At 46.4% G+C, this 13,931-nt stretch carries 8 protein-coding genes; 3 read left to right on the forward strand and 5 right to left on the reverse strand.

All coding sequences use genetic code 11. The features are described from left to right. The 3 genes from coxB to BZA03_RS18895 all read right to left on the reverse strand — a co-directional run bounded on the left by coxB (position 1) and on the right by BZA03_RS18895 (position 4,766). The gene (gene coxB / locus BZA03_RS18885; RefSeq protein WP_014951386.1) at positions 1-1,164 is read right to left on the reverse strand and encodes a cytochrome c oxidase subunit II; all 1,164 of its coding nucleotides are present in this window, start codon (positions 1,162-1,164) and stop codon (positions 1-3) included. Positions 1,165-1,746: 582 nt separating this feature from the next. Further along, on the reverse strand, positions 1,747-2,373 hold the full coding sequence (lexA, locus tag BZA03_RS18890; protein ID WP_014951387.1) for a transcriptional repressor LexA: 627 nt from the start codon (positions 2,371-2,373) through the stop codon (positions 1,747-1,749). Between the two features lie 107 nt (positions 2,374-2,480). Next, entirely contained in the window at positions 2,481-4,766 is a 2,286-nt protein-coding gene (locus BZA03_RS18895; protein ID WP_110289577.1) for a diguanylate cyclase, read from the reverse strand. A 267-nt stretch (positions 4,767-5,033) separates the two neighbouring features. On the opposite strand from BZA03_RS18895, the gene plsB reads away from it, so the two are divergent. Then, entirely contained in the window at positions 5,034-7,487 is a 2,454-nt protein-coding gene (gene plsB, locus BZA03_RS18900; protein WP_014951390.1) for a glycerol-3-phosphate 1-O-acyltransferase PlsB, read from the forward strand. A 245-nt stretch (positions 7,488-7,732) separates the two neighbouring features. Here plsB and ilvA read toward each other — a convergent pair whose 3' ends face one another. Both ilvA and ilvD read right to left on the reverse strand, forming a co-directional pair. Continuing rightward, entirely contained in the window at positions 7,733-9,286 is a 1,554-nt protein-coding gene (ilvA, locus tag BZA03_RS18905; protein WP_014977809.1) for a threonine ammonia-lyase, biosynthetic, read from the reverse strand. Further along, positions 9,286-11,136, reverse strand: a complete 1,851-nt coding sequence (ilvD, locus tag BZA03_RS18910) for a dihydroxy-acid dehydratase (RefSeq protein ID WP_110289578.1) — start codon at positions 11,134-11,136, stop codon at positions 9,286-9,288. The genes ilvA and ilvD overlap by 1 nt, the downstream gene beginning before the upstream one ends. Positions 11,137-11,578: 442 nt before the next feature. On the opposite strand from ilvD, the gene BZA03_RS18915 reads away from it, so the two are divergent. Both BZA03_RS18915 and BZA03_RS18920 read left to right on the forward strand, forming a co-directional pair. Beyond that, positions 11,579-12,196, forward strand: a complete 618-nt coding sequence (locus BZA03_RS18915; protein WP_110289579.1) for a trimeric intracellular cation channel family protein — start codon at positions 11,579-11,581, stop codon at positions 12,194-12,196. A 209-nt stretch (positions 12,197-12,405) separates the two neighbouring features. Next, positions 12,406-13,920: a YifB family Mg chelatase-like AAA ATPase gene (locus tag BZA03_RS18920; protein ID WP_110289580.1), complete on the forward strand. Its 1,515-nt coding sequence runs from the start codon at positions 12,406-12,408 to the stop codon at positions 13,918-13,920. The last annotated feature ends 11 nt before the right edge of the window (positions 13,921-13,931 follow it).

The following is a 13,931-nucleotide window of genomic DNA, read 5'->3' on the forward strand; positions in this document are numbered from 1 at the left end:
CTAGTTTCCGTTTGCCACTGCGTTGACATCTTTGGCTTGAACCATATCGCCAGTTTTATTGCCCCAGGCATTTCGCTCGTAAGTGACTACGGCGGCAATTTCCTTAAGACTTAGCATTTTTCCAAACGCTTGCATGGCTGTTCCTGACTTTCCATGCAGCACGATGTCAATGTGACCTTGCTGATCTTCTAGTGCCATCTTGCTGCCTTTTAATGCCGGGAACACGCCAGGTAAACCTTCACCATTTGGCATATGGCAAGCAGCGCACGTTGCGTTGTATACTCGCTCGCCCTCTTTCATCAGTTCATCCATAGACATATTCATAGAAAGTAGACGCTGCTCTTCTTCTTTTGCTTTACGAACAATCTCTTCTTGTTCGCCCATCCACTTTTCAAACTCGGCGGGTTCTTTAGCAATTACCACAACCGGCATATAGCCATGGTCTTTACCACAAAGCTCTGCGCACTGTCCGCGATAAATACCCGGCTCATTCACCTTGGCCCAAGACTCGTTAATAAAGCCGGGGTTGGCATCTTTTTTCACGGCAAAGTCAGGAACCCACCAAGAGTGGATAACGTCGTCAGAAGTAATAAGAAAGCGTACTTTTTTCCCAGTAGGAATAACCAAGGGACGGTCGACTTCCAGCAGGTAGTTATCTGTTTTCTGAAATTTGTTTTCTATTTGCTCGCGCTGAGTGGCGAGTAAAGAATAAAACTCTACATCGCTATCCATGTACTTGTAGTGCCATTTCCATTGAGAGCCTGTTACTAACACCGTCATGTCAGGCTCAGACGTGTCTTCCATAGCAATTAGAGTATTCGCTGCGGGTACCGCCATGAAAATAAGAATAAGGAAAGGAATAACGGTCCAAGCAATTTCGACCTTCACGTTTTCGTGAAAATTAGCTGGCTTGGCGCCACGGGACTTTCTATGTAGATACATTGAGGCGAACATCACGCCAAAAACTACAACCGCGATACCTACACAAATGAAGAACATCAACATATGGAGGTCGTATACCTGCCCACTGATGTCGGTAGCACCGCGTCTCAAATTAAGCGAAGAGGCTTCTTCGCTTGCTTCTTGCGCAAAAAGCAAAGGGGAAAAAAGCAAAATTGGTATACTAGAACACCATTTTGCGAAAACGGTCGTTAGTTGTTTCACTCAGCACCTCCGTAATGGCGTGGTCAAAGACGCTGATTAATTTGCGCGATGCCCTACCAAATGGTTTGCGAACGATTGACCCATAACCTCAACTTGTAAAACAAATTTAGAGTCGTTGTTATTATTTTGTTAATCTCTGTATAAGAATTGCGCAATAATGTCGTGCCGTCTAGTCTTTTCTATTAAAAATTTAACGAAGTGGTTAATTTTTAATCATTTACTAAAATGGTCGCGGGGATTTCAAGTGCAAAAAAGAGAAAGCGATTGCTGTGGGATGCCCTTGGAATCAAACAGGCATTTTGAACACGGGGTTAAAGTAAATGCTCGACTAACTAGTTAAGAAATCAATAAGTAATCGATGACTCAATGTCGATTTCAAACAAAATTCACAATAAAAAATGGAAAATACTTGAAGCATTCATAGAAAGAATAACGTGAGTAATGATAAAAATAAGCGCGCAGAAAACCAACAGGTTTGCTGGGCAGGATAAAACCTAAGTTGGCAGATTGAAGAAAAAAACAGGAACAAAAGACATAAAAAAAGCGGCTAACGCGCCGCTTTTATACAAACAAGCTAAAATACTACATCCAGTCAGCGTTTCTGATCACACCCACCGCAATACCTTCTATCGCAAAATGTTCAGTCGCCAAATCAACTTTTATTGGTGCAAACTCATCATTCTCAGCATGAAGCAATACTTCACGCCCGCGCTTCTCTAGACGCTTTACGGTGACGTCTTCATCTACACGCGCCACAACCACCTGACCGTTGTGTACATCAGTGGTGCGATGAACAGCGAGAAGGTCACCGTCTAAAATACCAATGTCTTTCATGCTCATACCGTTAACGCGTAGCAAAAAGTCGGCATGGGGTTGAAACAGTGCAGGATCGACTTTGTAGTGCGATTCAACATGCTCTTGCGCCAAGATCGGCTCACCAGCTGCAACACGCCCAATTAACGGTAGGCCTTCTTCTTCTTGTGCGTCGTTATCAAGAGGGATATTGAGCTTAATGCCACGAGACGTACCAGGCAAAATTTCAATCACGCCTTTACGCGCCAATGCTTTCAAATGTTCCTCTGCTGCATTAGCAGAACGAAAGCCAAGCTGACGGGCTATTTCCGCACGAGTAGGCGGCATTCCCGTTTCTAACATGGTTGTTTTAATAAGTTCTAAAACTTCGGTTTGTCGAGCTGTGAGTGGGCGCATAAAAGACCTGTCTGTTCATACAGTTCCTGTAAGTATATACACCTAAAACTAAATAACAAGCACTTGCCGCGTCTTTTGCTATCAGTTTTAGCCACGTACTAATACTATTATTCATCCCATACGACTTGGTTTCTGCCCTGCTCCTTGGCTCTGTACAGCGCCTTGTCAGCAAGCGATAAGAGGGCGCTGAAATCCGCCTCAAAGGTGTCTTTGATAAATGTTGCGCCAATGCTGATCGATAAATTCATCGTGTCTGTCTTGTAGGTCACCCTTCCTTCTTCAACAGCAATGCGCAGTGCTTCTAGCTGCCTATGGATCTCTTCTTTCTTGTCACCTATCATGACTATTGCAAACTCTTCTCCTCCTAATCGAGCCACGACATTTGGCGTTTGATTATGTTTAGCTATTTTTCTCGCAACAGCAATAAGCGCCTGATCTCCAGCATCGTGACCGTAGGTATCGTTTACTTTTTTGAAGTGATCAATATCGACGATAGCAACACATCCACGACAATGTTGTTTTGAAAATGAGATGCACTCGTCAAGGAACGCGCGTCGGTTATAAAGGCCCGTTAAAGAATCAGTCATCGCCAAATGCCTAAGCTTCTCTTCAGCAACGGCTCGGGCTTCCTCAAGCTCTACTGCGTAGAACAAGCCAGCCAATGCATCTAAAAAGGGCTGTAGAAACTCAGCATCTTCGTCAGTGTAGGTATCAAACTTATTCGCTAAACCGACCATTCCCACTACTTTATCTTTCACTTTTATAGGTAGGCCTAAAAATCGGCTAATGCGCGGATGACCGTGCGGAACACCTTTGGAATTAGGGTGACTGTTTGGCGCATTACTAATGGTAACTTCTCCCGTTAAAATTGAGGTTCCAAAAAGGTTGTCGAAGTTACTAAAGTAGAGGTTTCGTTTTTTGTATTCTGCATATTGAGAAAAGCTACTGTTATCCCAAACAATTTCAGAAATCGCATGAATGAAAAGTCTAGATGAGCTACCGTCTCCTTTCATTTGGCCGACGAAGGCAAACTGGCTATCTGAGATATCTATGAGTTCGGCCAATACGGACTGACACGCCATCGTCAAGTCATTGTTTTGCAGATATGATGCCCGGGTTTTATTGATAAATTGAAGGAGCTGGGTTTTCTTTCTCTCATGCAGTTCGCTTTCCATTCGCTGCGTTATATCTCTATGAATACCTGCTATACGAACCGGCTTACCTTGGGCATCTGTCTCAACGGTTTTCCCATAACTTTCAACCCAAACCCAAGAGCCATCAGTGTGTTTCATGCGAAATGTGGTGTTAAAGACTTTGCTCTTACCAATTAGATGCATGTTGAGCTGCTTTTCAACTTTGACGTAATCCGCGGGATGAATGAGCTGTCTAAAAAAGCGGGAGCCACTGTCATAGTATTCATACTCAAGACCAACAATGTCGCACCAGCGCTTGTTGACTTGATTAACATCGGCGGCCAAGTTCCAGTCCCATGTTCCTAACTCTGAAGCCTCGAGTAATAAACGCATCCGCTGATTGGTTTTGTTGAGCTTATCTTCCACATACTTTTGGTCACTAGTGTCAAACAAAAATGCTTGAACCGAGTACAACATGCCGTCTTCGCGAAAATTTGCCGTTGATATCATGCTCACCCAAATAGTACGCGTTGGCGTCCTTATCTGAAGACGGCAGGTGTGCGTTTCAACACCTTCCATGTGGGCCTGCATAGCAAAGGTAAAATCACCCTCCGCCTCCTCAGACAGCACCTCACTCAATGCCACCGTTCCAGTGAGCAAATCTTGGGGTGAAACTCCCAATACACGCTCACTATTTTTCGAGATATACACCAGCCTCAACGACGTATCATAGCGCCACGTTGCCAACACAATAGGAGACTTCTCAATAAGCCCATGCTCGCGTTTAAGCGCTTCGTGTTCTCTTGAAAGCGAAATATGTTGACTAACCAAAGCACCTATTCTCTCTAAAACTTCTAAGTGTTTTGCGTCTATTTCTCTTGGCACGGTATCAATTAAACATACGGCACCGATTACCTGATCATTTATCTCGATCGGCGTTCCTGCGTAGAAACAAATGTGAGGTTCTCCGGTGACGAGAGGATTATGCATAAACCGTGGATCTTCTTGCGCGTTGCTAACAACCACCTGCTCGCGCTCTTCAACGACGTGACTACAAAACGCATGTTCACGAGTGACTTTAGAAAGAGTGGTTCCGTAGTGTGCTTTAAAGGTTTCTTCAAACTCTCCGACGACGCCAATGAGTGCGATCGGCACCTTGTATGCCTCTGCGAGCACCATCATTAAATCATCAAGATCCAACGGCACTTCGCTATTGAGCATAAAGTCATCAATTGTCTTTAACCGGCTTTGATCATCCACTACTGCTTGCTCATATTCATTTGCCCTTATAAAAGTAGTAACAGTCCGGCTGTACCGCAATTAAATACAGCTAATGTTACGTTCTCTGTATTCGAACCCATTATAGAAATGGCTGTGACTCACAAGAAAAGGAGAAGAGCGCTTTTGAACTTCCCATGTTATGGATAGTCATTACAGCATGAGAAGCGATGAAATTGGCTTGTCGCGAGATTGTGACGCGTTTGTGTTACACTTCACCCGTTTTTATTTCATAGGATTACATAATTCATGTCGTGGATGCGAAAAGCCCTTCTGTCGGTATTTCATTATCCTGTTAAGTTACTGGTTAAAGCCCACAGCATTCCAGTTAACGTTGAAACCGAATTAGGAATAGATAAAAGTAAACCTATCGTTTATCTACTCCCCACCAACTCAGTGACTGACCAACTTGCACTGAGAATGTCGACTAAAGCGCTAGGTTTACCTAGTCCTACAGAAACCCTTACATTAGCGGGGCGAGAGTATTCGTCGACCTTATTTTTACGTAAAACCCAGCCCCTTTTCCGCTCGTCGGCTAAAGATACGGGAATTGAAGACGTTTTTACTGACCTCTTTCATTTGCATAGAGACCATGAAAACCTAGATTTACAAGTTGTTCCTGTCTATGTGACGTGGGGCCGTGCCCCGGGTCGTGGAAAGCCAGGCTTAAGCGATCTCATTGCTGATAAAGCGGCGCCAAGTTGGCTTCGTAAGTTGTTCATTGTGCTGTTTTTGGGCCGCGACAACTTTATTAACTACTCTAAAGCCGTTTCTGCACGCGCGATGTCCAATCAACATGGTAGTGACCAAAGTATTGCACATAAGCTTGTGCGCGTAGCAAGCACTCACTTTCAAAGAAAGCGCCAAAGCATGACTGGCCCTACGCTGTTAGAGCGCCAAGAACTCAATAATAGTGTGTTGGGCTCTGATGCAGTGCGTCGCGCTATTGCTGAGGAATCACGAAGCAAGAAGGTGTCTCATGAAAAAGCGAAAGAGACTGCCCAAACCTACATCACAGAAATCGCGGCAGACTACCGCGAAGGGCTAATTCGTTTTGGCGACAGGCTACTTACCCGTATATGGAACAAAATTTATAACGGTATTAGTGTAGGTCATGCCGATCGCATTCGTGAATTGGCGGCTAATGGTCATGAAATCATCTACGTACCGTGCCACCGTAGTCACATGGATTACCTATTATTGACTTACGTGATTTATCACGAGGGTATGGTTACGCCACATATCGCTGCAGGTATCAATCTGAACTTTTGGCCGGTTGGAAAAATGTTCCGTCGTGGCGGTGCTTTTTTCTTACGCCGCAGTTTTGCAGGCAACAAGCTCTACACAGCTGTTTTCAGAGAATATCTAGAGCTGCTGTTTAACAAAGGCTATTCGGTAAAATACTATCCCGAAGGTGGCCGCAGCCGAACCGGCCGTTTGATCCCACCGAAAACGGGCATGCTAGCCATGACCATTCAAGCCATGCTCAAAGGCGTTAACCGTCCAGTTAGTATCGTGCCTGTTTATATCGGCTATGAAAACGTGATGGAAGTGAAGAGCTATTTGAACGAACTCAAAGGCTCTAAGAAGAAAAAGGAATCTAACCTTCAGGTGTTCTCGGCTATTCGTAAACTCAAGAATTATGGTCACGGATACGTGAATTTTGGCGAACCCATTGCGCTTAACCAGTTTCTTGAAAATCATGTGCCTAACTGGCGAGATTGTCGCGATGCCGAGCCAGAGAAAAAGCCAGCGTGGCTGACACCTGCGGTTAACGAACTGGCCAATAATGTCATGACGCGAATTAATCGCGCAGCGGCATTAAATGGTATGGCGTTAGCGTCGTTATGCTTACTGTCTTCTAAACGACAGACCATGAGTGAAGCTGAGTTAAAACAAGCAATGGGCGATTTCATGGACTTGTTTAAAGCGGTACCGTTCAGCGATGATGCCACCATTCCAGATTCATCAGCGGAAGAGCTACTGCGCGATACGCTGAAATTAGGCCGCTTTGACGTAAAAGAAGACGATTATGGGCGTTTAATCAGTCCTCAACCAAAATCAGCGGTATACCTTACTTATTATCGCAACAACATTTTGCATTTATTCGCGATCCCAGGTCTTATTATGGCATCTATCTTCGCGAAGAAAGGCACCACGAAGAACAGTATTTTTCAGCTTATTGCGGCGCTTTATCCGTTGCTGCAAAAAGAACTGTTCTTGCACCTTACCCAAGATGAAGCGCTTGCGCATACTGATGCGCTTATAACAGCGCTACTAAACAAAGGATTGTTGCGTCAGGAGGGCGATGAACTGTTGCCGCCAGATGCACACTGCAAACAATTCCACTCAGCATGGCTGTTAAGCCGATGTATGCAGGAAACGCTTCAGCGTTACGCGGTGGTATTGACCATTCTTGATAAAGAAAAAGTGATTAGCCGAAGTGCGCTTGAGCGCGAAAGTAAGCAAGTGGCTGAACGCTTATCTGCTCTCTACGGGCTAAGCTCACCAGAGTTTTACGATAAGAATGTGTTGTCTAGCTTTATCAGTGCATTGAAAGAAAACCACTGGCTGGACTCTGAAAAAGATGGCAGCTTGAAGTACTCAGAAGAGTGTGAAGCCTTACGTGCTGACGTTATGGCCCTGATTTGGCCAGAAATGATGCAGCATTTGGAGAACGTTACACTAAACGCTTCGAATTAAGGCGACGCTAGCTGGCTGAATTTGCCAGCACTACGGAGCTTAGGTAAAAAGAGAAAGCCCATGCTACTGCATGGGCTTTTTATTGCGCGTCAATCTATCTTGGCTGGCATTGAAAATCCCCATACTTCATTGATAGATAGACGCTAGATAATGCCGCTTCGTATCGCTCCCCGGTAAACCTGCGCTTAACGCGAAGCAATACAAAGCGAAAACGGGAGATAGGCTCGTTTCGCCTGTTTCGCTATTTAGACCTTCGCTGGTTGCGACAGGAAAAAACGATAGGCGGGGTTGTCTGTTACTTCTTCAACCTTATAGCCTAACTCAGCAACATGCTGGTTAAAGTCATCTCTACTTTCTGGTGCGATATCAAAGCCTGCCAATACCAAACCTTCTGCTGCGCCATGGTTGCGATAGTGAAATAGGGTAATATTCCACTGTTCACCTAACGTATTTAAGAAGTTCAGTAGCGCACCCGGACGCTCAGGAAATTCAAAGCTGAAGACTTGCTCGTTGAGAATAGTTGGCGGACGGCCACCAACCATGTGACGAACATGGAGCTTCGCTAACTCATTATCGGTTAAGTTAACGCAGTCATACCCTTTGCTTTCAAGGTCGCTTTGCAGTGCAGCAAACTCTTGCTGCCCGCCTTTAAGCTTTACGCCCACGAAAATATGTGCTTCGCTCTCACTGGCATAGCGATAGTTAAATTCGGTGATTGCTTTTGCCCCAACGCACTCGCAAAACTGTTTAAACGCACCTTTGTTTTCAGGAATTTTAACCGCAAAGACCGCTTCTTTCTGCTCACCTAATTCACAGCGTTCAGACACATAGCGAAGGGTATGAAAGTTGATGTTTGCGCCACACAGAATGCCGCCTAACTTCTTACCTTTGAGGTCGTGTTGCTTAGCGTACTTGCGAATTGCCGCCACCGACAATGCGCCCGCAGGCTCTGCAATAACACGGGTATCATCAAAGATATCCTTAATTGCTCCGCATATTTCATCATTGGTAACGGTAATAGTTTCATCAATTAAACGATTACACAGACGGAAAGTTTCCTGCCCCATCACTTTAACAGCAACGCCATCAGCAAAAATGCCGACGCTTTCAAGCTCGGTAGGCGCGCCTTGCGCCTTTGCTTTAATGAAACAGGCCGATTCTTCCGACTCTACCGCAACGATTTTTATGCTTGGTTTTAGTTGCTTTAAGTAAACCGCAATACCAGCGGCTAAACCACCGCCGCCCACAGCAATAAATAAGATATCGAGGTGTGGGTTTTGCTCTAGCAACTCTCGCGCGACTGTACCTTGCCCTGCAATGACATCGGGGTCGTCAAAGGGCGGAACAAAGGTATAACCGTGGGTCTCACATAATGCTTTTGCATGGCTACTTGCTTGATCAAAGCTGGTGCCATGCAATACCACATTCACGTTTTCACCGCCGAAGCGTCGTACTGCGTCTACCTTGATATCAGGCGTGGTTTCAGGCATGACAATAGTCGCCTGAATACCTTTCATTTTTGCACTGTACGCTAAGCCTTGCGCATGATTACCCGCAGAGGCGCCAATTACGCCAGCTTGCAATTGCTCGTCGCTTAGTGAGCAAATACGGTTATAGGCACCGCGCAGCTTAAAGCTTTTTACCGGCTGCTGATCTTCGCGTTTCAGAAAAATTTCATTGCCAAGCTCGGCTGAAAGCAAAGACATATAGGAAAGTTCACTTGCCACTGCTACATCGTAAACAGGGGCAAGTAAGATCTTCTTCAAATATTCATGATCGCTAACGTGTTCGGCTGCCATTATAGATTTTCCAGCTTAGTCACATCACGCACTGCACCTTTATCGGCACTGGTTGCTAACGCCGCAAAGGTTTTAAGTGATGTGGAGACTTCACGAACGCGATCTTTCGGCTTCCAAGGCTTATCACTGGCTTCCATTTTCGCGCGGCGTTCTGCTAGTTCTTCATCGCTAATAGCAATATTGATACTTCTATTGGGTATATCTATTTCAATTTTATCGCCATCTTCCACTAGGCCAATGCCACCACCACTGGCGGCTTCAGGTGAGCAGTGACCTATAGACAACCCACTGGTACCGCCACTAAAGCGTCCGTCTGTTACCAAAGCGCAGTGCTTGCCTAACCCTTTAGATTTCAAGTAAGACGTTGGGTACAGCATTTCTTGCATACCCGGGCCGCCGCGGGGACCTTCGTAGCGAATGAAGACCACATCACCGGCTTTTACTTCATCGCCCAAGATACCTGCTACCGCATCATCTTGGCTTTCGTAGATTCTCGCAGTTCCGTTGAATTTAAGAATAGACTCATCTACGCCAGCCGTTTTTACAATACAGCCATCTTCAGCCACATTACCGTAAAGCACGGCTAGGCCACCTTCTTGACTGAACGCATGGTCGATAGAGCGAATGCAGCCGTTTTCGCGGTCGTCATCGGCTTCGTCCCAGCGACAATCTTGGCTAAATGCTTTTGTCGTGCGAATACCCGCAGGACCCGCGCGATAAAAGGTAATAGCGTCTTCGTTTTCAGGGTTAGTGATGTCCCACTCGCTGATAACGTCGGTAAGCGGTTTTCCTAAAACATGATTAACATCGGTGTTCAGCAAGCCAGCCTTATTTAGCTCGTTCAAAATACCCAAAACGCCACCCGCTCGGTGTACGTCTTCCATGTGATATTTGGGTGTTGAAGGTGCCACTTTGCATAGGTGAGGAACTTTGCGAGACAATCTGTCGATGTCTGCCATAGTAAACGGCACTTGGCCTTCCATTGCCGCTGCTAACAGATGCAAAATGGTATTGGTCGACCCCCCCATGGCAATATCCAAGCTCATGGCATTCTCAAAAGCCTTAAAGTTGGCGATATTACGTGGTAATACACTGTCATCATCGTCGCCGTAGTAACGCTTGCACAGCTCAACAATTTGTTTGCCCGCTTGTTTAAATAAACCTTCACGATCGGCGTGGGTAGCCAGCATAGAGCCGTTGCCCGGCAAGGATAAACCTAACGCTTCGGTTAGACAGTTCATGGAGTTCGCGGTGAACATCCCTGAACATGAGCCGCAGGTAGGGCAGGCTGAGCGCTCAATTTCGTCGGTATCAGCATCGCTAACTTTGTCGTCAGCAGCCGCTACCATCGCGTCAACCAAGTCTAGTTTAATAAGCTGGTCTGAAAGCTTGGTTTTACCCGCTTCCATTGGGCCCCCAGACACAAAAATGACCGGAACGTTCAAGCGCATAGACGCCATTAGCATTCCCGGGGTAATCTTGTCGCAGTTAGAAATGCAAACAATGGCATCGGCGCAATGTGCGTTCACCATGTATTCCACTGCATCAGCAATGATTTCTCGAGATGGTAAGCTATACAGCATACCGCTGTGCCCCATGGCGATACCGTCATCCACTGCGATAGTGTTGAATTCTTTCGCCACACCACCCGCTTCTTCAACGCTGCGTGCCACTAATTGGCCGAGATCTTTTAGGTGAACATGCCCAGGTACGAACTGCGTAAATGAGTTCGCAATAGCAATAATAGGCTTGCCGAAATCAGAGTCTTTCATTCCAGTTGCTCGCCATAACGCGCGAGCTCCCGCCATATTTCTACCTTGGGTGGTAGTTGCTGAACGTAACTTGGGCATAAATCCTTCCCGTTAATTTAAGGTTCTAGGTTTAGGCGCTAGACCTTTTTGTGAAACTAAAAAACAGTGGTAAACCAGTAATGCTTTGGCTCAATTTCCAATACGCGCTGTTTTACTCAAAATTGCATGTCATACTGATGATGTAACACATCATCTAAGGTCGTTCAAAGCGAGGAGCAACAAAGCCTAACTGCTAACACATCAGTAGCGCTTTGTTTTATATGATATATTTGACATACAATACCTATATCCATTGGCATTGTAGTTATGAAATGTTGTTCGTTAGAGGTTATGGCTTTACCTCATCACTCAATATCACGAACCGTAATCTCAACAGTACGTTTCGATATTGGGCAAAGAAATAGCATGAAACATAAGGCCTGATCAAGTATTTTGCGGTAGGAATGGCGAGTTTTTAAGGGTAGTAAAAGGGTACAAGAAGATGTTTGATTGGTTTCATTGGTTAAACTTAGCGGGGGTTGCAGTGTGCGCAATTTCCGGCACCCTGATGGCCTATCAAAAGCGTATGGATGGATTTGGCGTGGTCGTGCTTGCCAGCGCAACCGCCATTGGCGGCGGAACACTACGTGATGTCATGTTAGATGTCCCGGTCTTCTGGATTGCCGATACCGATTATTTATACACCACACTGATAGCCGCCTTTATACCCATTATCTGGCTGCGTATTAGCCCACGCTTTCCTTTTCACTATTTATTGATCGCCGATGCTTTCGGGCTGGCGCTGTTTAACGTAGTTGGCATAGAGAAAGCCTTAGCCAACGACACAGGCATGGCCGTGGCGGTTGCCATGGGCACCATTACCGGCGTGTTTGGCGGTCTGTTACGGGACGTTATTTGCCGAGAGATACCGCTGGTACTCAACGGCGAACTGTATGCCATGACCTGTATTGCAGGGGGCGTGGTTTATGGAATAGGCATGCAAATGGAACTCGCCACACAGTGGTGTGGTATTGCGGCCCTTGTCACAACCGTACTGTTTAGGCTTGGCGCCATGCGCTGGCATTGGCAGCTGCCCGTTTTCTACAACGACCACCACTAGCACTAGCCTAAGTTTGCTGAGCAGGATCATTACATGCCAAGCGTTTTATGCACTCTCAGTAGATCCCATCGTTAGTACAGTTACATCTTATCCCGACTCTCTCTAAAGTTTACGCAGACTGCGTTGGCTTACATTTTTTACCGCGCTGACACGTTTGCGTTTCATAACCACGAATCATAAGTATTCAGCGAGAGGAGGTTGTTTAGATTATGGGAATGGCTGTCGTTAAAACCTTTGCAGGGCAGGGCGTGGCAGCGCCAGAAGTAAGTGTAGAGATTCACCTAGCTAATGGTTTACCTGCTTTTCAACTGGTCGGCATGGCAGAAACCAGCGTTAAAGAAGCGCGAGAAAGAGTACGCAGCGCCCTGATAAACAGTGGTTTTGAGTTTCCCGCAAAACGAATAACCGTCAATTTAGCGCCAGCAGATATTCCCAAGTTTGGCGGGCGGTTCGACCTTCCCATCGCCGTAGGCATTTTAGCTGCGTCGGGCTACATCTCAGACATTAGCCTGCTCAACATTGCCTTTGTGGGCGAGCTTGCATTAAACGGTGAAATAAAGCCGGTTAACGGGCTTATTCCTGTTGTCATGGCAGCCGAAAATGAAGATATTGCGCTCGTATATCCGGGGGATAATGACGTAGAGGCTGCATTGGTTTCTCACGCAACGCGCTATCCCGCTTTCGATTTACTGTCTGTTTATGAACACCTTACCGGCAACAAAAAGCTCGCCAAAGGCCAGCCGTTTACCTCACGGGCGCCTAACAAAACCTTAACAGGGTGGGATGACATTATCGGCCAAGAGCAGGCCAAACGAGCGCTTATTATCGCGGCAAGTGGTGCACATAATCTTTTGATGGTTGGCCCTCCAGGCACAGGCAAAAGTTTACTCGCCAGCCGAATGCTATCGCTATTACCCGATATGAGCGAGGAAGAAGCGTTGGAAGTGGCTGCCATTCACTCTGTGAAAGGCGAAAAACTGCATGCAGAGCGTTTTCTAACTCGCCACCTCCGCTCGCCCCATCATACTAGCTCTGCGGTGGCGCTTACTGGCGGTGGCTCAAACCCTGTACCGGGTGAAATATCGCTGGCTCATAATGGTATTTTGTTTCTAGACGAACTGCCTGAATTTGGGCGAAAGGCACTGGATGTATTGCGCGAGCCACTTGAAACCGGCGACGTGCATTTGTCTCGTGCTTCAGGAAGCGCCACATACCCCGCCAACTTTCAACTAGTAGCGGCGATGAATCCAAGCCCGACGGGTGATATTGATGATAACCGACTAACCCCGCAGCAACAGCTCAACTACTTGAACCGGTTATCGGGACCACTGCTTGATAGAATTGATATACAAGTCGAAGTGCCGCGCCTACCTGACTACGACCTGCCAGAGCGTGCAAATAGACCTGACGACTCGTTACACGCAACGCGAGAGCGAGTCATTGCAGCTCGTCACAAACAAGGGCTACGGCAAGGTAAGCCAAATGGTGCGCTGCACGCAGGTGAGCTTGCCGATATATGCTTGCTAGATGACGCTGACTTGCAGTTTCTACAAGCCGCTGCTAAACAGCTTAATTTGTCTATGCGGGTGTTTCATCGCACGTTAAAAGTGGCAAGAACCATTGCAGATCTTGAAGATGAGCACGCCGTATCGCGGGCGCACATTGCAGAAGCATTGGGCTATCGAGCCCTCGATAACCTTATTAAACAGTTGAGCGCTAGCTGAGTACTGCTTTT

Origin of the sequence: Alteromonas sp. I10, assembly GCF_003201515.1 — a bacterium.
GTDB classification, from domain to species: Bacteria; Pseudomonadota; Gammaproteobacteria; order Enterobacterales; family Alteromonadaceae; genus Alteromonas; species Alteromonas macleodii.

Bases quoted from the DNA above. Each gene is read 5' to 3' on its own strand.
- lexA (WP_014951387.1), bottom strand. From the start codon at position 2,373: ATGCGCCCACTCACAGCTCGACAAACCGAAGTTTTAGAACTTATTAAA.
- plsB (WP_014951390.1), top strand. From the start codon at position 5,034: ATGTCGTGGATGCGAAAAGCCCTTCTGTCGGTATTTCATTATCCTGTT.
- ilvA (WP_014977809.1), bottom strand. From the start codon at position 9,286: ATGGCAGCCGAACACGTTAGCGATCATGAATATTTGAAGAAGATCTTA.
- ilvD (WP_110289578.1), bottom strand. From the start codon at position 11,136: ATGCCCAAGTTACGTTCAGCAACTACCACCCAAGGTAGAAATATGGCG.
- BZA03_RS18915 (WP_110289579.1), top strand. From the start codon at position 11,579: ATGTTTGATTGGTTTCATTGGTTAAACTTAGCGGGGGTTGCAGTGTGC.
- BZA03_RS18920 (WP_110289580.1), top strand. From the start codon at position 12,406: ATGGGAATGGCTGTCGTTAAAACCTTTGCAGGGCAGGGCGTGGCAGCG.